Source organism: Pseudomonas sp. UBA6699 (assembly GCF_002454615.1).
Lineage (GTDB): Bacteria > Pseudomonadota > Gammaproteobacteria > Pseudomonadales > Pseudomonadaceae > Aquipseudomonas > Aquipseudomonas juntendi.
Window position 1 is genome coordinate 1 of record NZ_DKJF01000087.1, and the last position, 17,539, is coordinate 17,539.

Annotated in this window: 15 protein-coding genes; 9 read left to right on the plus strand and 6 right to left on the minus strand. The window is 63.5% G+C overall.

The window, feature by feature from the left end:
• Positions 1-144: 144 nt before the first annotated feature.
• From leuA to B3361_RS17045, 4 genes are all read right to left on the minus strand, one after another.
• Positions 145-1,818 carry a 2-isopropylmalate synthase gene (leuA, locus tag B3361_RS17030; protein WP_009683414.1) on the minus strand — a complete coding sequence of 558 codons (1,674 nt, stop codon included), beginning with the start codon at positions 1,816-1,818 and terminating at the stop codon, positions 145-147.
• Between the two features lie 422 nt (positions 1,819-2,240).
• Positions 2,241-3,068 (minus strand): M23 family metallopeptidase, encoded by an 828-nt coding sequence (locus tag B3361_RS17035; protein WP_054905386.1) that lies wholly within the window; start codon positions 3,066-3,068, stop codon positions 2,241-2,243.
• A gap of 3 nt (positions 3,069-3,071) precedes the next feature.
• Complete coding sequence (gene xseA / locus B3361_RS17040; protein WP_054905388.1) at positions 3,072-4,451, minus strand: exodeoxyribonuclease VII large subunit; 1,380 nt, start codon at positions 4,449-4,451, stop codon at positions 3,072-3,074.
• Between the two features lie 32 nt (positions 4,452-4,483).
• Positions 4,484-5,368: a LysR family transcriptional regulator gene (locus B3361_RS17045; RefSeq protein ID WP_029885521.1), complete on the minus strand. Its 885-nt coding sequence runs from the start codon at positions 5,366-5,368 to the stop codon at positions 4,484-4,486.
• Positions 5,369-5,465: 97 nt separating this feature from the next.
• On the opposite strand from B3361_RS17045, the gene B3361_RS17050 reads away from it, so the two are divergent.
• The 4 genes from B3361_RS17050 to guaA all read left to right on the plus strand — a co-directional run bounded on the left by B3361_RS17050 (position 5,466) and on the right by guaA (position 10,144).
• A complete protein-coding gene (locus B3361_RS17050; RefSeq protein ID WP_286920285.1) occupies positions 5,466-6,221 on the plus strand; it encodes a sulfite exporter TauE/SafE family protein in 756 nt (251 codons plus the stop codon).
• A 47-nt stretch (positions 6,222-6,268) separates the two neighbouring features.
• Complete coding sequence (locus B3361_RS17055) at positions 6,269-6,823, plus strand: hypothetical protein (RefSeq protein ID WP_029885520.1); 555 nt, start codon at positions 6,269-6,271, stop codon at positions 6,821-6,823.
• A gap of 147 nt (positions 6,824-6,970) precedes the next feature.
• Positions 6,971-8,440 (plus strand): IMP dehydrogenase, encoded by a 1,470-nt coding sequence (guaB, locus tag B3361_RS17060; RefSeq protein WP_003255025.1) that lies wholly within the window; start codon positions 6,971-6,973, stop codon positions 8,438-8,440.
• Positions 8,441-8,566: 126 nt separating this feature from the next.
• The gene (gene guaA / locus B3361_RS17065; RefSeq protein WP_009683420.1) at positions 8,567-10,144 is read left to right on the plus strand and encodes a glutamine-hydrolyzing GMP synthase; all 1,578 of its coding nucleotides are present in this window, start codon (positions 8,567-8,569) and stop codon (positions 10,142-10,144) included.
• Between the two features lie 66 nt (positions 10,145-10,210).
• On the opposite strand, the gene B3361_RS17070 is transcribed toward guaA, so the two are convergent.
• Complete coding sequence (locus B3361_RS17070) at positions 10,211-11,155, minus strand: helix-turn-helix transcriptional regulator (protein WP_029885519.1); 945 nt, start codon at positions 11,153-11,155, stop codon at positions 10,211-10,213.
• Positions 11,156-11,328: 173 nt separating this feature from the next.
• On the opposite strand from B3361_RS17070, the gene B3361_RS17075 reads away from it, so the two are divergent.
• The 5 genes from B3361_RS17075 to tadA all read left to right on the plus strand — a co-directional run bounded on the left by B3361_RS17075 (position 11,329) and on the right by tadA (position 15,865).
• Positions 11,329-11,763, plus strand: a complete 435-nt coding sequence (locus B3361_RS17075) for a hypothetical protein (RefSeq protein ID WP_029885518.1) — start codon at positions 11,329-11,331, stop codon at positions 11,761-11,763.
• A gap of 19 nt (positions 11,764-11,782) precedes the next feature.
• Positions 11,783-12,442 carry a hypothetical protein gene (locus tag B3361_RS17080; protein ID WP_029885517.1) on the plus strand — a complete coding sequence of 220 codons (660 nt, stop codon included), beginning with the start codon at positions 11,783-11,785 and terminating at the stop codon, positions 12,440-12,442.
• 12 nt (positions 12,443-12,454) lie between these two features.
• The gene (locus B3361_RS17085) at positions 12,455-13,900 is read left to right on the plus strand and encodes a M48 family metallopeptidase (protein ID WP_029885516.1); all 1,446 of its coding nucleotides are present in this window, start codon (positions 12,455-12,457) and stop codon (positions 13,898-13,900) included.
• Positions 13,901-14,003: 103 nt separating this feature from the next.
• Positions 14,004-15,386 carry a multicopper oxidase family protein gene (locus B3361_RS17090; protein WP_029885515.1) on the plus strand — a complete coding sequence of 461 codons (1,383 nt, stop codon included), beginning with the start codon at positions 14,004-14,006 and terminating at the stop codon, positions 15,384-15,386.
• The gene (tadA, locus tag B3361_RS17095) at positions 15,386-15,865 is read left to right on the plus strand and encodes a tRNA adenosine(34) deaminase TadA (RefSeq protein ID WP_029885514.1); all 480 of its coding nucleotides are present in this window, start codon (positions 15,386-15,388) and stop codon (positions 15,863-15,865) included. Before B3361_RS17090 ends, tadA begins: the two co-directional genes overlap by 1 nt.
• Positions 15,866-15,974: 109 nt before the next feature.
• On the opposite strand, the gene mltF is transcribed toward tadA, so the two are convergent.
• Positions 15,975-17,432 carry a membrane-bound lytic murein transglycosylase MltF gene (mltF, locus tag B3361_RS17100; protein WP_029885513.1) on the minus strand — a complete coding sequence of 486 codons (1,458 nt, stop codon included), beginning with the start codon at positions 17,430-17,432 and terminating at the stop codon, positions 15,975-15,977.
• Positions 17,433-17,539 lie beyond the last annotated feature (107 nt).

Sequence of the window (17,539 nt, forward strand, 5' to 3'; positions counted from 1 at the left end):
CAGGCGCTGCATATCTTGTGACAAGCACCTGTCAGCCCTGATGCAATCCCCGTGGGAGCTGGCTTGCCAGCGATAGGGCCAGTACAGGGCCAACAAAAAAGCCCGCATCAAACGATGCGGGCTTTCTCATTCAGCAGGCAGGGCTCAGGCCGCTTTGGCTTCCTGCTGGCTCAGCGAGCGGTTCAGGGCGCTGAACAGTGCCTTGAAGCTGGCGGTGGTGATGTTTTCGTCGATACCCACACCGTGCACCGGGCGGCCACCGGCCACGCGCAACTCGATGTAGGCCGCCGCCTTGGCGTTGGTGCCAGCACCAATCGCGTGCTCGTTGTAGTCCATGATCTCCACGGCAACCGGCAGGCCGGCAACCAGGGCCTCCAGGGCGCCATTGCCCTTGCCGCGCCAGTGCAGGGTGGTTTCGCCTTCGCCGGCGACTTCCACTTCCACGGCGCTATGGCCGTTTTCTTCCTGCAGGCGGTGGCTGACCAGGGCGTATGGCGCGTTGGCCTGCAGGTATTCCTTGTGCAGCAGGCTGTAGATTTGCTGAGCGGTCATTTCCAGGCCCAAACGGTCGGTTTCACCCTGCACAACCTGGCTGAACTCGATCTGCATGCGGCGCGGCAGGCTGATACCGTACTCCTGCTCGAGCAGGTAGGTGATGCCGCCTTTGCCCGACTGGCTGTTGACGCGGATGACCGCCTCGTAGCTGCGGCCGATATCGGCCGGGTCGATCGGCAGGTACGGCACTTCCCACAGCTCGCCTTCCTGCTGCTTGGCGAAGCCTTTGCGGATGGCGTCCTGGTGCGAGCCGGAGAACGCAGTGTGCACCAGGTCGCCGACATAAGGGTGGCGTGGGTGCACGGGCAGTTGGTTGCACTCTTCGACCACCTTGCGCACGCCGTCGATGTCGGAGAAGTCCAGCAGCGGGTCGATACCTTGGGTGTACAGGTTCAGTGCCAAGGTCACCAAGTCGACGTTACCGGTCCGCTCGCCGTTGCCGAACAGGCAGCCTTCGGCGCGATCGGCACCGGCCATCAGGCCCAGTTCGGTGGCGGCAATGCCGGTGCCACGGTCGTTGTGGCAATGCAGGCTGATGATCACGCTGTCGCGGCGGCTGACATTGCGGCAGAACCATTCGATCTGGTCGGCGTAGATGTTCGGCGTGGAGACTTCCACGGTGGCCGGCAGGTTGAGGATGACCTTGTGCTCTGGCGTCGGGTTCCACACCTCGATGACCGCGTCGCACACTTCCTTGGCGAATTCCATTTCCGTCGCGCTGAAGGTTTCTGGCGAGTACTGGAAGGTCCAGTGGGTTTCGGGCTGCTGGGCGGCATACTTGACGAACAGCTTGGCGGCGTTCACCGCGATGTCTTTCACGCCTTGCTTGTCCTGGTTGAAGACAATGCGGCGGAACGCGGGGGAGGTGGCGTTATACAGGTGGACGATGGCCTTTTTCGCGCCACGCAGCGACTCGAAGGTACGCGCGATCAGGTCTTCACGGGCTTGGGTGAGCACCTGGATCGTGGTGTCGTCCGGGATGTGGCCGTCTTCGATCAGGGTGCGCACGAAGTCGAAATCGGTCTGCGAGGCAGACGGGAACGCCGCTTCGATTTCCTTCACGCCCACCTGGACCAGGGTCTTCCAGAAGCGCAGTTTCTTCTCCGAATCCATCGGCTCGATCAGCGACTGGTTGCCATCACGCAAGTCGGAGCTGCACCAGATGGGCGCTGCGGTGATGGTCTTCGACGGCCAGGTGCGGTCAGGCAGGTCGATAGTCGGGAAGGCGCGGTATTTTTTCGAAGGGTCTTTGAGCATGGACATGGAAGCAATCCTTTTGTGTGCGGCCGAAATCGGGCCTGCCGAGCGATAACAAGATGAAGAGGCGAGGCGACGCGATTCAGCCTGGTAGTCGTGCGCTGACCAGGCTGAGGCTGCGATGTTGTCGGAGCAGGATGAGGGTGCTGAAGGTTTTCATGCCTTCAAACTTAACCAGTGGGGTGGGGGATGGCAAGCGTTCGGAAAAAATTGAGAGGAATGCTTAAAAAAAGCGTATGAGCGAGATTTTATGGCTGGATTCACCCGTGGGGTTGTTCATTGTTGCGCGGTAGTTTTAGCTGGCGCAACACAGTGGAACCCCGTTGACCAATTCTCGCCTCATCGCCGGCAAGCCAGCTTCCACAGCACTGTCACAGGGCTGGAACGCTGTGGAGGCGGGGTTTGTCGGCGAGTCTGGCGCTGCGGTCTCAGGGCTGAAACGCGCCGATGAAAATCGCCGGATCCACCCGCGCATCGTTCAGGCTCACGTTCCAGTGCATGTGCGGCCCGGTAGCCCGGCCGGTTGAGCCCACGCGCCCGACTACCTCGCCCCGGCGCAGTTGCTGCCCCACCTGCACATCGATCTTCGACATGTGGCAGAACATGCTGATGAAGCCCTGGCCGTGGTCCACGAATACCGTGCGGCCATTGAAGAAGTAATCCCCCACCAGAATCACCTTGCCATTGGCCGGGGTCTTGATGGGCGTACCTGCCGGCACCGCGAAGTCCAGCCCGGCATGCGGGTTGCGTTCCTCGCCATTGAAAAAGCGACGCACGCCGAACTTGCTCGACAACGGGCCGTTGACCGGCTTGTCGAGGATCAGGTTGCTGGGCAGGGCAGGGCTGAAACTGCGGTAGGCCTTGATCTGCTCAGCCAGCTCGCGGTCGATGCGCTTGAGGTCGGCGGGGTTCGGGTTGACCTGGCGGGTGTTCTTCAGGGTAATGCGCTGTTCGGGGTACTTTTTGCTACCCACGCTGAACGGCAGGTTGCGCCCGCCTTGGCTGAGCAGGGCAGTACCCGGCTTCTGGGTCAGCGGGATTCCGACAATGGCCAACCAGTTCTCCTGCTCCTTGACCACCAGCACCGGCTTGCCGTCGAAGCGCGCTTCGGGGGCGCTGGCGGCAGGGCCGAGGTTGACCACCGCCACGCCGCCGGGCACCGGCTTGTTCAGCGCACGCGTGATGTAACTGGCCTGGGCGCCGCCGGCCAGCAGTAACAGGGAAAGGGCGAACAGGGAGGCAAGCAGGCGGGGCATGTGTCAGTCCAATAGCGAAAGGGTGACCGGAGTCAGGTGATTGTCTTCCACGCGCACCAGCAGCTCGCCCTGGTCCAGGCGTGCCGTAAGGCGTTGGCCGTTGCGGGTCTGTTCGGCGCTGCGAATCGCCTGGCCGTGGTCGTCGAGCAGGATGCTGTAGCCGCGCGCCAGTGTGGCCAGCGGGCTGACCACCTGCAGCGTCTGCAACTGGGCCTGGAAGCGCTGGCGGCGGTCCTTGAGCAGTTCGCGCATGGCCCGTGGCAGGCGCTCGGCCAGGCTGTCCAGGCGCTGGGCCAGCAGTTTCAGGTTGCGCCCCGGGTGTTGCGCAGCCAGGCGGGTTTCTGCCCGCGCCAAACGCTCACGGCGCTGGTTGAGGCTGATCAGGAACGCCCGGCGCAGGCGCATGTCCAGGTCGTCCAGGCGCTGGGCCTGCTGACGCAAGCGCTCACCTGGGTGGCGCAGGCGCCTGGTCAGCGAGTCCAGGCGCAGGCGGTCATGGCTCAGGCGGTTCTGCATGCGCAGCAACAAGCGCCGCTGCAGCCCGTCCAGGCGTTGGCGAATACCACTGCTGTCGGGCGCCAGCAGCTCTGCGGCGGCAGACGGAGTGGGGGCGCGAACGTCTGCCACGAAGTCGCTGATGGACACATCGGTCTCATGGCCGACTGCGCTGACAATCGGTGTGACGCAGGCAGCCACGGCGCGGGCTACGGCTTCTTCGTTGAAGCACCACAGGTCTTCCAGCGAGCCGCCACCACGGGCCAGGATCAGCGCATCGAAGCCAAGGCCGTCGGCCAGGCGGATGGCACGCACGATCTGTGCGATGGCCTCGCGGCCCTGTACCGCCGTGGGTATCAGGTTCAGTTCCACCTGCGGGGCGCGGCGGCCGAACACACTGATGATGTCGCGGATCACCGCGCCGGAGGGGGAGGTGATGACACCAATGCGTTGCGGGTGGGCAGGCAAGGGTTTCTTGCGTTCGGCGCTGAACAGCCCTTCGGCACCGAGCTTTTCCTTCAAGGCCTCGAATGCCAGGCGCAGCGCGCCATCCCCCGCCGGCTCGACGGTGTCGAGAATCAGCTGATAATCACCCCGGCCCTCGAACAGCGAAACCTTGCCCCGCACCCGCACCGCCAGGCCATCGCGCAGCGCTTGGCGCACCCGCGTGGCGCTCTGCCGGAACAGGGCGCAGCGTACCTGGGCACCGCTGTCCTTGAGGGTGAAGTACATGTGGCCAGACGCCGGGCGGGCGAGGTTGGAAATCTCGCCTTCCACCCACACGCTGCGGAACACGTCCTCGAGCAGCACGCGTGCGCGGCCGTTGAGTTGGCTGACCGTCAGGACCTCGCGGTCCAGGCCGAGTCGTTCGAAAGGGTCTCTGATCATGGCCGGCATCATACCCTACCGGGCGTTGCGGGCTAGCCGTGATCTTTCATCGCGGCCACGAACTGGCGCACCAATTGCTCTGCATCGCGCCGGCACGCCAGGGCCACGGTGCTTTCCCGGCCCCCCTCCAGGGTGACGAAACTGATAGAGGCCGGCGCAATGTCGCGCATGCATTGCGGCAGCAGCGCCACGCCAAAACCTGCCTGGATCAGCTGCAACTGGGTCGTTTTGCGCGACAGCACCTGCGCCGCCTGCGGGAAAAAGCCCGCATCCATGCACAACGAGGCTGCCAGGTAGCTCAGCCCGCCGCGCTCACGGTGCGGAATGGAAATGAAGCGCTCGTCGCGCAACTGCTGCAGCGCCACCTGCGCCACACCGGCCAACGGATGCCCGGCCGCCACCGCAAGCAGCAAGGGCTCGCTGAACAGTTCATGCAGCACCACGCCTTCATGCTGGCGAAGCACCGGCAAGCGCAACAGGCCGATATCCAGCCGCCCCGCCGCGATGTCTTCCAGTTGGGCCTCCGACGACTGCTGGGCGATGTCCAGTGCAACCCCCGGGTTAGCGTGCAGGTAACCGCTCAAACGCGCCAGCAGCGGGCCGGTCAACGGGACGGTGCTGGAGTGGTTCAGGCGCAAGCTGCCTTGCAACCCTTGGCCAATATCGCGGGTCACCCGCTCTGCCTGCGCCAGGTCGGCCAGCAGGCGCCGTGCCCGCTCCAGCAACGCCTGGCCGGCCGGGGTCAGGCGCGGCAGGCGGGCGGTGCGCTCGAACAATGGCGTGCCCAGTTGCTCTTCCAGCTCCTTGATCTGCCGGCTGAGTGCCGACTGCGCGATGAACAGGCGTTCAGCGGCACCGCTGAAGCTGCCGCACTCGGCGATTTCCACGAAGTAACGCAACTGGCGGATGGACGTCATGTCATGCCTTTTCGAGATGGCTTTGGCGATAAAGCCATATTAGTCGGCATGGCTCTCAGCTGGCTAACCTTTGCCTATGCTCCCTGGAACTGCTGCCATGCTCACTGAACTGTCGCTCACCGGCCTTGACTGGCTGCCCATCCTGCTCGGCGTCGGCGTGGCCTACGTCGTCTTTGGCATTGCCGGTGTCGGCACGGCCCTGGTGGCGGGCCCGGTGCTGATCCATTTCATGCCGTTGTCACGAATCATTCCGCTACTGGTGTTGCTCGATTTTGTCGCCGCCTTCGGCAACCTGCTGCCTTCGCGCCGTGATGTGGTGCGCGGCGAGTTGCTGCGGCTGTTGCCGTTCATGGCCCTGGGCTGCACGTTGGGCGTGGTGTTCCTGCTGCGTTTGCAGTCTGACGTGCTGTTGCTGTTGATGGGCCTGTTCGTTACGGCCTACGCGCTGTATAGCCTGGCGGTCAGAGTACGGCCGGCGAACCTGTCGGGTTTCTGGGCAGTGCCAATGGGTACGGCAGGCGGGCTGTTCGGGGCGCTGTTCGGCAGCGGCGGTTTTCTTTATGCGCTGTACCTGAGTGCACGCCTGGAACGAAAGGAACAGGTGCGCGCCACCCAGAGCGCGCTGATCAGCTGCAGCACGGTGGTGCGCCTGGCATTGTTCCTGGTCGCCGGTGTTTACGCCGACCAGAGCCTGCTCTTGCTGGCTGCATGCCTGCTGCCGGTCATGTTCATCGGCTTGTGGGTCGGCCGTGGGCTGACCCACAGGCTGTCGCGCGAAGCCTTTGTGCGCCTGGTCACCTGGCTGGTGCTGGCCAGCGGCTTGGCGCTGATCGGTCGCTACCTCGGCGCCTGAGCGGTAGAATTGCGCCCTTACCGCAGTTTTGCAGGCTTGTACCGTTCATGAACACCCAGAGCATTATCGTTCCCAAGCTGTCTACCGTGCCGGTGCACGAAGCCCGCGCCCGTGCCATCGTGCGCTGGCTGGTACGCGAGAAAGTGGTCGAGGAGCAGCTGAGCACCTGTGGCCGTACCGGCAACCGCATGGGCCACGCCCTGGCTGCAGGCGCCCGCAAGGTAGCCCTGCGGCCTGAGTTGTTGCCTTTTGGCGAGCAGACCAACGGCCTGGAAGTGGTGCTCAAGCGTTGCATTTATACCCCCACCGAAGGGTTTCTTGAAGAAGCCGGCTGCCCGCAGTGCCGGCGCGAGGTGGGCGAGCCGCTGTTCGAAAGCCTGGAAGAATGGATGCCGGCGGTCAGTGACAACTTCACCTGCCCGCTGTGCGGCTTCGAAGATGACATCAATGGCTTCATTTACCTGCAGCCATGTGCCTTTTCCAACCTGGGGTTCATCTTCAACAACTGGGGCGAGGCCGGGTTTACCCAGGCCTTTCTCGACAGCTTCGCCGACTGGCTCGATCAGCCGGTGACGGTGGTGCAAGTCAGTTGCAAGCCTTGAGTCGCAAGCTTCAAGAAAAAGCGGCCTGTATGCCTGACGACTCTCGTAGCTTGCCGCTTGTAACTTGAAGCTTGATTTACATTGAGCGGCGCGCCGTGCATGAGTATAATGGCGCGCTTCCATTTTTCCCGCCCGGGAGCCCCCGCGATGCTGCGTATCAGCCAAGAAGCCCTGACCTTCGACGATATCCTCCTTGTACCTGGCTATTCCGAGGTACTGCCCAATGAAGTCAGTCTCAAGACCCGTTTGACTCGTGGCATCGAGCTGAACATTCCGCTGGTTTCCGCCGCCATGGATACCGTGACCGAAGCGCGCCTGGCCATTGCCATGGCTCAGGAAGGCGGCATCGGCATCATCCACAAGAACATGACCATCGAGCAGCAGGCCGGCGAAGTTCGCAAGGTCAAGAAGTTCGAGGCTGGCGTGGTCAAGGACCCGATCACCATCGACGCCGACGCTACCGTGCGCGACCTGTTCGAGCTGACCCGCCTGAACAACATCTCCGGCGTGCCAGTGCTGGCCAACGGTGACCTGGTCGGCATCGTCACTTCCCGTGACGTGCGCTTCGAAAACCGCCTGGACGCCAAGGTCCGCGACGTGATGACGCCAAAAGAGCGCCTGGTCACGGTGCGCGAAGGCGCCGACAAGAACGAAGTGCGCGAGCTGCTGCACAAGCACCGCCTGGAAAAAGTCCTGATCGTTGACGACAAGTTCAACCTCAAGGGCATGATGACCGTCAAGGACATCGAAAAGGCCAAGGCCTACCCGCTGGCCAGCAAGGACGACCAAGGTCGCCTGCGCGTCGGCGCTGCCGTCGGCACTGGCAAGGACACCGGCGAGCGCGTAGCCGCCCTGGTTGCTGCCGGGGTTGACGTGGTGGTGGTCGACACTGCCCACGGTCACTCCAAGGGTGTGATCGACCGCGTGCGCTGGGTGAAGGAAACCTACCCGCAGGTGCAGGTGATCGGCGGCAACATCGCCACCGGCGCTGCGGCCAAGGCCCTGGCCGAAGCCGGCGCTGACGCGGTCAAGGTCGGTATCGGCCCGGGCTCTATCTGCACCACCCGTATCGTTGCAGGCGTCGGCGTGCCGCAAATCAGCGCCATCGCCAACGTTGCCGCTGCACTGGAAGGCACCGGTGTGCCACTGATCGCCGACGGCGGCATCCGCTTCTCTGGTGACCTGTCCAAGGCCATCGTAGCCGGTGCTTCCTGCGTGATGATGGGTTCGATGTTCGCCGGTACCGAAGAGGCGCCAGGTGAAGTCGAGCTGTTCCAGGGCCGTTCCTACAAAGCCTACCGCGGCATGGGCTCGCTGGGTGCCATGGCACAGGCGCAAGGCTCGTCCGACCGTTACTTCCAGGACTCCTCGGCCGGTGCCGAGAAGCTGGTACCGGAAGGCATCGAAGGCCGTGTGCCGTACAAAGGTGCGCTGGCGGCGATCATCCACCAACTGATGGGCGGCCTGCGTTCGTCCATGGGCTACACCGGCAGCGCAACCATCGAAGAGATGCGCACCAAGCCGGAGTTCGTACGCATCACCGGCGCCGGCATGGCCGAGTCCCACGTGCATGACGTGCAGATCACCAAAGAAGCCCCTAACTACCGCGTCGGCTAACGCCCCCAGCGGTAAGCGACAAGCTTAAAGCTACAAGCGGTAGTTGCGCTGCAGCGACTACCGCGTTCTCCCCGATCAACTTGCAGCTTGCGGCTTGACGCTTGCAACTGCATCAGAGATTGAGTCATGGCCCTCGACATTCACGCTCACCGCATCCTGATCCTCGATTTCGGTTCCCAGTACACCCAGCTGATTGCCCGCCGCGTGCGCGAGATCGGCGTGTACTGCGAGCTGCACCCGTTCGACATGGACGATGAAGCGATCCGCGAATTCAACCCGCGCGGCATCATCCTCGCCGGCGGCCCCGAGTCGGTCCACGAAGCCAATAGCCCGCGCGCGCCGCAGGCAGTGTTCGACCTGAACGTGCCGGTGCTGGGCATCTGCTACGGCATGCAGACCATGGCCGAACAGATGGGCGGCAAGGTCGAAGGTTCCGACCTGCGTGAGTTCGGTTATGCCCGCGTGGACGTGGTCGGCAAGAGCCGCCTGCTCGACGGCATCGAAGATCACATCGACGCTGACGGCGTACTGGGCCTGGACGTGTGGATGAGCCACGGCGACAAGGTCACCCAGATGCCGGGCAATTTCCATGTATTGGCCAGCACCCCAAGCTGCCCGATCGCCGGCATGTTCGACGACACCCGCGGCTACTACGGTGTGCAGTTCCACCCGGAAGTGACCCACACCAAGCAGGGCGGTCGCATCCTGTCCCGCTTCGTGCAGGACATCTGTGGCTGCGAGGCCCTGTGGACCCCATCCAACATCGTTGAAGACGCCATCGCCCAGGTGCGTGCACAAGTGGGTTCGGCCAACGTTCTGCTGGGCCTGTCTGGCGGCGTCGACAGCTCGGTGGTTGCCGCGCTGCTGCACCGCGCCATCGGCGACCAGCTGACCTGCGTATTTGTCGACAACGGCCTGCTGCGCCTGCACGAAGGTGACCAGGTGATGGCCATGTTCAAGGAGAACATGGGCGTCAAGGTCATTCGCGCCGACGCTGAGAAGCAGTTCCTCGACAACCTGGAAGGCGAAGCCGACCCGGAGAAGAAGCGCAAGATCATCGGCCGCACCTTCATCGACGTGTTCGATGCCGAGGCCAGCAAGCTGGAAAACATCCAGTTCCTTGCCCAGGGCACCATCTACCCGGACGTGATCGAGTCGGCTGGCGCCAAGAGCGGCAAGGCCCACGTGATCAAGTCGCACCACAACGTCGGTGGCCTGCCGGAGGAAATGAACCTCAAGCTGGTCGAGCCGCTGCGTGAACTGTTCAAGGACGAAGTGCGCAAGATCGGCCTGGAGCTGGGCCTGCCGTACGACATGGTCTACCGCCACCCGTTCCCGGGCCCAGGCCTGGGTGTGCGTATCCTTGGTGAAGTGAAGAAGGAATACGCCGACATCCTGCGTCGTGCCGACCACATCTTCATCGAAGAGCTGCGCAAAGCCGACTGGTACCACAAGACCAGCCAGGCCTTCGTGGTGTTCCAGCCGGTCAAGTCGGTCGGCGTCGTCGGCGACGGCCGTCGCTACGCCTGGGTCGTGGCCCTGCGTGCCGTGGAGACCGTGGACTTCATGACCGCGCGTTGGGCACACCTGCCGTACGAGCTGCTGGAAACCGTCAGCGGCCGTATCATCAATGAAATCGACGGCATCTCGCGCGTGACCTATGACGTGTCGAGCAAGCCGCCGGCGACGATTGAGTGGGAATGATCCCTCTCTGGCGTTGAACGAAAAGGGCCGCATTGCAGGCCCTTTTCTTTTGCCTGGGAAAAACTGCTATTCGCTGCCAGGCGGGTGGCCGAAATAGGCCTTGTAGGCATGGCAGAAATTGGCAGGGTTGGCATAACCGACCTGGTAGGCCACCTGCGACACCTGCCAGCGCCTTTCCAGCAGCAGGGTGCGGGCCTGCTCCAGGCGTTGCTGGCGCACGTACTGCAGCATTGGCCGGCCGAATTCGTCGCGGAACGCCCGGCGCAAGGTGGTCTCGCCCACGCCCAGTTGGCGTGCAAGGCTGGCGGCGGTGGGTGGGGTGGCCAATTGGGTGTCGAGCAGGCGCCGCGCTTCGATGACCAGGTCGCGCAGCCCGCGGTCCGGGTTTTTCGTGCCTTGTACAGGGCCGATCAAGTGGCGCGCCAGCTCCAGCACCACGGCCACGCTCAGGCTTTCGCAATGCAGGCGCCGTAGCCCACCGGTATAGGGTGACAGGTACAGCTGCTGCAGCAAGCGGCTGACGGCGGGGCATTGGGGGAGTTGATCGAAGCGCATGCCGTCTGCGGTCAAGGCCAGCAGGGGTAGCAATTGCGCATCGTCCCGCGCCAGCTCATGCAGGTAGTCGCCGGCAATGCGCACGCCAGCCATGCGCGCATGGCTGTCAGCAGGCAACTGGTCCTGCGCTTCCAGGCTTTCGCCCAGGCCCAGCAGGTGCAAGTGGCCGGGGGCGTAATGGTTGAGCGTGCCGTCGACCTTGTGCTGCCAGGCACCGTCGAACACGTGGACGACGCACAGGCTTTGCGGCAGCAGTTTGTCGATTTGCAACGGTTCGGGAAACTGCAGGTTGCAATCGAAGTACTGCAGCCCCGCGTGCACGGTCTGCGCCCGATAATGCCCGGTTGCACGCCCCATGATTTGCGCCTTGCCGCTGTCCAGCACGCCGGCGTCGGCCAGCGAGCCGGGGCTGTCGAAGGAAAAGGAGGTGTCCAGGTAGGGGCTGGTCGATCGCATGGGCGCTACGTCCTTGGTTGGCGGCGGCATGAGCATAAATGGTAACGCGCGCACATTTTTGGCAACAGCCATTGTGCGCGGCGGTTCATCTTTTGTGCGAACCGGCCACAGGGGTTGGCAGTGCCGGCGTAGCTGTCTTCAATGATCGATCGTTTCGCATCATGGTGGAAAAAATGTTCGCTTATCGTAAATGGGCTGCCTTGCTGGTGGCATCGCTCACGCTTTGGCTAGGCCAGGCACATGCCGAACAACGGCCTGCAGTAGCCGAACAGGTCAAGGCCTATATGGGCACCGAGGGCGTCAAGGTATGGACGCTGCGCATTGGCGAGCGGGCCGCCAATGAGGCGCTGGTCCAGGTCGAAGGCGTCGATCACGACTGGAACATGCGCATTCAGAAAATGCAGGTCGAGAAAACCGCCAAGGACACCCGCTACTGGACGACGGTCGATGGCAACAAGTTTGTCGTGTTGATCGTGCAGGGCGGCTGGGGCGGCGAGCTCTACCTGCCGGGTGAGCCGCAACCGTTGCCGGTTGGCTACTCCGAGGGGCTGTCGCGCCAAGGTGATTCGCAGGCTTTTCTGACCGATTACCTGGCCAAGCAGCAGTGAACGGGGAGCACATCTGATCATGGCTAAACCCGACGAACCGCTGGCCGACCTTTCCGGCGCGCTTGGCGAAGACTATGAGCAAGCCCGTGCCGCCCAGCGCGAGCGGGTGGTTGCCGAACTCAAACAGGTAATCGAGCGCGTCCCGGAGCAAAGCGAATTTACCAACTCCCGGCGTTACAAGGTCTGGGGGCCGATACTGCTGGTGGGCGCCCTGATTCTGCTGGTCACCACGTTCAACCCGCAACGCCTGGGCGCGGTCGCACTGGTGCTGTTCGTGGTGTGCATGGCGGCAGTGGTGACCTGGCAGCACCGCAACGCGGGCACGCAGGTGTTCATGCGCCTGACTCGCCGACAGCTGTTCGTCGATACCCTGGACGCCCCTGTCGACATGGCTGAAGTCGAGGACATCGCGGTCAAGGACGAAGGCCTGGTCATGGTACAGACGCTGGAGATGAGCAGCGAAGCTGCGCTCCCTAAGCATCGCGTGGTCAAGCTGCAGTTTTTCGGAAACCAGGCGATGGCCCTGAAAAAGCCGCGACCGCAGATTCGCATCATGTCTGCCGGCCTGGCCTTGAAGGGTCGCAAGCTGGGGAACGACGAAGTGCTCGAGCTGTTGGCGGCCTACCGCAATGCGGCCCATGCACAACGGCAACTGGAGTTGATGCAGGTAGATGTATAGCGGGGCGCTGCAATGAGGCGCCTGGCTTGGGGCCTGGTCATGCTGCTGTTGCCGTTGCTGCTGGTCGGCTGGGGCGGCGTGCAGCAATGGCGGGCCGAGACGGCGCAAGAGCAGGCGGGGATCATCCGGCAGTGGCTGGCAACGCCCAGCGAGGACTTGTTGCGCACACTGCCTTGGGCGGCGCGCAAGGAACTGGCAGGGCGCCTGGACACGCGTGAAGTGCTGCAACGGCAGTTGGATGAGCTCGATACCGACCGCCACTGGCTTAGCGTGCGTAGAACGCTGGCCGGTGTCGGCGGCTGGCTGGCATGGGGCGCGCTGGTCGCTGGCATCGGCGCTTGGCTCAGGCTCAGGTACGACGCCTGGCGGGCCTTGCGCTCGGCGCATTACCTGCACCAGCGCATGACCGCCAGCTGGCGGGTGCTGGGGCGTTGGCTAAGCGTCTACATGGGGCTGCTGGCTGGCTCGTTGGGCCTTCTGCTGCTGTATGAAGTCAGCGCCGGCTTCAGCCATGCGGCACAGGGCGGGGTTACCGTGCTGATCGTGGTGCTGCCGCTGGCGTCATTACTGCTCGTGTGCCTGCGTACCGCCTGGCGAATGCGCCAGCAATGGCCGCGCATCGGGGCGTCGAAGGCGAGCTTTCTCGGCCGACAGCTTCACCGGCAGGGGGCTTCGGCGCTCTGGCAATGGGTCGAGGGCCTGGCCGCGCAGTTGCATGCGCCAGTACCGGACAATATCGTGGTCGGCATCGACCAAAGCTTTTTCGTCACCAGCGTTCCAGTCGTGCTGCAGCCCTGTCAGTCGGTACTCAATGGCCGAACCTTGTATCTGTCGTTACCGTGTCTCGGCGCCTTGAGCCAGCGGGAAGCCGCCGCGATCATTGGCCATGAGCTTGGCCATTTTCGCAGCCGCGACACGGAGCAGGGCAGTGCGACCAACGCACGCTTCAGCTTGATGTGCGCCCAGTTCTCGACCCTGGTCGACGCTGAGCGCGGCGCCGCCTGGGTCGCTCGCCCGGTGGTATGGGCAGCCGGTCAGTTCCTGCACCATTTTCAGGTCGCGGTCCATCACTGGGGGCGTGAGCAGGAATTGCTGGCTGACCGGGCCGGTGCCGAAGTGGCCGGGCCGGAGCTGTTCATGCAGGCGTTGTTGCGGGCGATCGCCCTGGGCAGCATGGTCGATGCCTTGCTGCACGAGTGCGGCGGCCAAGGCCTGCTGGCAGCGTTGCCCCGGCATTTGCAGCGCGTGCCGTTGCGCCTGGATGAGGACGTGCTGGGCCTGACCATGCCCCATCCATTCGACTCCCATCCGCCATTGGCTGCGCGCCTCGACAACCTTCGCGTCAGGCTGGACGGTGCACTGCTGCAGGCTGCCATGCGCCAACCTGGCGACCATGACCGGCAGTGGTTCAATCAGTTGTGTGGCGGCGCCGTGGAAGCGGAACGCCAGGGTCTCTAGAGACTTCACTTAATATTTCCCATTTGCAGGTGTATCGTATTCGCCCTTCATCGTCAGCCGAGGCTGGCAGCTTGATCGCACCGAACACGAGGTACCCGCACCGATGTCCTTCACCCGTCGACAAATGCTCAAGGGCCTGACCGGCCTGGTTGTGGTTGGCCTGGGCGCCGGTGGCGCGGCGCGTTACTGGCTGGGCAAGGTCGAGGACGACAACGCCGGCCACGACTACGAGCTGATCGCCGCGCCGCTTGACGTCGAGCTGGTGCCGGGCTTCAAGACCGAGGCCTGGGCGTTCGGGCCCTCTGCACCGGGCACCGAATTGCGTGTGCGCCAAGGCACCTGGCTGCGCGTGCGCTTCATCAACCACCTGCCGGTGGAAACCACCATCCACTGGCACGGTATCCGCCTGCCGCTGGAAATGGACGGCGTGCCTTATGTGTCGCAACTGCCGGTCAAGCCAGGCGAGTACTTCGACTACAAGTTCCGCGTACCGGATGCGGGCAGCTACTGGTATCACCCTCATGTCAGCAGTTCCGAAGAGCTGGGCCGTGGCCTGGTCGGCCCGCTGATCGTCGAGGAGCGCGAGCCCACCGGCTTCCGGCATGAGCGCACACTCAGCCTGAAGAACTGGCACGTGGACGAGGAGGGTGGCTGGCTGCCGTTCAGTATCCCGCGCGAGGCCGCGCGCAACGGCACCGCCGGGCGCCTGATCACCATCAATGGCCAGGCCGACGCGGTCACCGAACTGCCGGCCGGGCAGGTGGTGCGCGTGCGTCTGCTGAACCTGGACAACACCTGGACTTACCGGGTGAACCTCAAGGGCAACTGCGAGGCCCGGATCTACGCGCTCGATGGTAACCCGGTGACCCCTCGCCCCCTGGAGGACGAGTACTGGCTCGGCCCTGGCATGCGCATCTGCCTGGCTATCCGCATTCCCCAGGCGGGGGAGGAAATTTCCCTGCGCGATGGCTTCGTGCGCCTGGGCACCCTGCGCTCGGTGGCCAGTACCGATGCCCCGGGGGACTGGCCGCCAGCGCTGCCGGCCAACCCGATAGCCGAACCGGACCTGGAGAATGCCGAAAAGCTCAACTTCAATTTCGAATGGGCGGCGAAGGTTTCGGTCACCACCGACCAGGACAAGCCACCGAGCCTTTGGCAAATCAACGGCCAAGCCTGGGACATCACCGACAAGACCTGCGCCGACCGCCCCATCGCCACGCTGCAAAAAGGCAAAAGCTACATCTTCGAGTTGAAGAACATGACCCAGTACCAGCACCCGATCCACCTGCATGGCATGAGTTTCAAGGTGATCGCCTCCAACCGGCACGACATCAAGGAGCCGTGGTTCACCGACACCTACCTGCTGGGCAAGAACGAGCGCGCGCAGGTGGCCCTGGTGGCGGATAACCCCGGCACCTGGATGTTCCACTGCCACGTCATCGACCACATGGAAACCGGCCTGATGGCCGCTATCGCGGTGGTGTGATGCGCCCGCAGATCATCGATCGCAGCCGCGATCAGGAATTCATGCGCCTGGCGTTGTCCCTGGCAGCCGAGGGTGCAGCGCTGGGCGAGGTACCGGTGGGGGCGGTGCTGGTGCAGCATGGCCAGGTGATTGGCCAGGGCTTCAACCGGCCGATCATCGACAGCGACCCCAGTGCCCATGCCGAGATGGTGGCGATTCGGGCGGCGGCCAAGGCGGCCAGCAACTACCGCCTGCCAGGCAGCACCCTGTACGTCACGCTGGAACCATGCAGCATGTGTGCAGGCCTGATCGTACATTCACGGGTGATGCGGGTGGTGTTTGGCGCGCTGGAGCCCAAGGCGGGGATCGTGCAAAGCCAGGGGCAGTTCTTCGGCCAGGGCTTTCTCAACCACCGGGTGATGGTGGAGGGCGGGGTGCTGGCGCAGGAGTGTGGGCAGATCCTCAGCGACTTCTTCAAGGCCCGCCGGGCCAAGGGCTAGCCTGGGCCGACCTGTTCGCGGGCACGCCCGCTCCCATACTAATGCCACTCCCTCAGGCTTGTGGTGGACCTGTGGGAGCGGGCGTGCCCGCGAACAGGCCGCTACAGGCTCACATCGGCGGTGACTGGTCCGCAGGCTTGTCCTTGTTCACACCAGGCACATGCAGGTTGCCTTCGGCGACCTGGCCTTCGAGCTGCGGTTGGGTGACCCAGGTGAGGATGTCGTAGTAGCGGCGGATGTTGGCCACGAAGTGCACAGGCTCGCCACCGCGGGCATAGCCGTACTTGGTCTGCCGGTACCACTGTTTCTGCGACAGGCGCGGCAGCATCTTCTTCACGTCCAGCCACTTGTTCGGGTTGAGCTTTTCGCGCTTGGCCAGGGTACGGGCATCTTCCAGGTGGCCGCTGCCGACGTTGTAGGCAGCCAGGGCGAACCAGGTGCGGTCTGGCTCCTTGATGCTGTCGTCGAGCTCTTCCTTGATTTTCATGAAGTACTTGGCGCCCCCCTGGATGCTCTGCCGCGGGTCCAGGCGGTTGGATACGCCCATCGCCTGGGCGGTGCGCTGGGTCAGCATCATCAGGCCGCGTACGCCGGTCTTGGAGGTTACCTCCGGTTGCCACATCGATTCCTGGTAACCAATGGCGGCCAGCAGGCGCCAGTCCACCTGCTCGACCTTGGCGTAGCTCTTGAAGTGCTTCTCGTACTTGGGCAGGCGCTGCTGCAGATGCTGGGCGAAGGTGTAGGCGCCCACGTAGCCCAGAACATCGACATGGCCGTAGTAGCGGTCCTTCAAGCGCTGCAGGGTGCCGTTTTTCTGCGCCTTGTCGAGGAATTCATTGATTTCGTTGAGCAGGCTGTTGTCTTCACCGGCCGCGACTGCCCAGCGTTGATCACGGGTATCGCCCACGTCGAAGGCAACCCGCACGTTGGGGAAGTACACCTGGTTCATCGCCAGTTCGTTGGAGTCGACCAGGGTCAGGTCGATCTGGCCTTCGTCGACCATGCGCAGCAGGTCGACCACCTCGACCGCATCGGACTCTTCATATTCCAGGCCTGGGTTCTGCTTTTTCAGCTCGGCCAGAAGGTCGGCATGGCTGCTGCCCTTGAGCACCATGATTTTCTTGCCGACCAGGCCCTTGGCGTCGGTCGGGCGTGGGCGGCCGTTGCGATAGACCACCTGCGGGGTGACTTCCAGGTAGGGATGCGAGTATTTCACCTGGGCCTTGCGCCGTTCACTGCTGACCAGGCCGGCCGCGGCCAGCACCGGGCCGGCGGGCTTGCCGAGCGAATCGTACAGTTCGTCGAGGTTGTCGGCGGTTTCGATCTGCAGTTTTACGCCGAGATCATCGGCGAAATGCTGGACAAGTTCGTACTCGAAGCCGGTTTCGCCGTTGCGGTCCTGGAAGTAGGTGGCCGGGCTGTTGCGGGTGATCACGCGCAGCACGCCGTCCTCCTTCACGCGCTCGAGGGTGCTGGGTTTTTCAACGCAGGCACCGAGCAGCAGAAAGAGTCCGGTTGCGAGGAGCCATTTGGCGCAACGCTGGCGCAAAGCAGTGTGGGCGAACATAGCTTGCAGTATACGCAAAGGACCGGCGCAACCATATCTCGACAACTGTTAGGTTGTCTGGTAGCGGATTATGTGCTGCAAGCTTCAAGCTGCAAGCCACAAGAAAA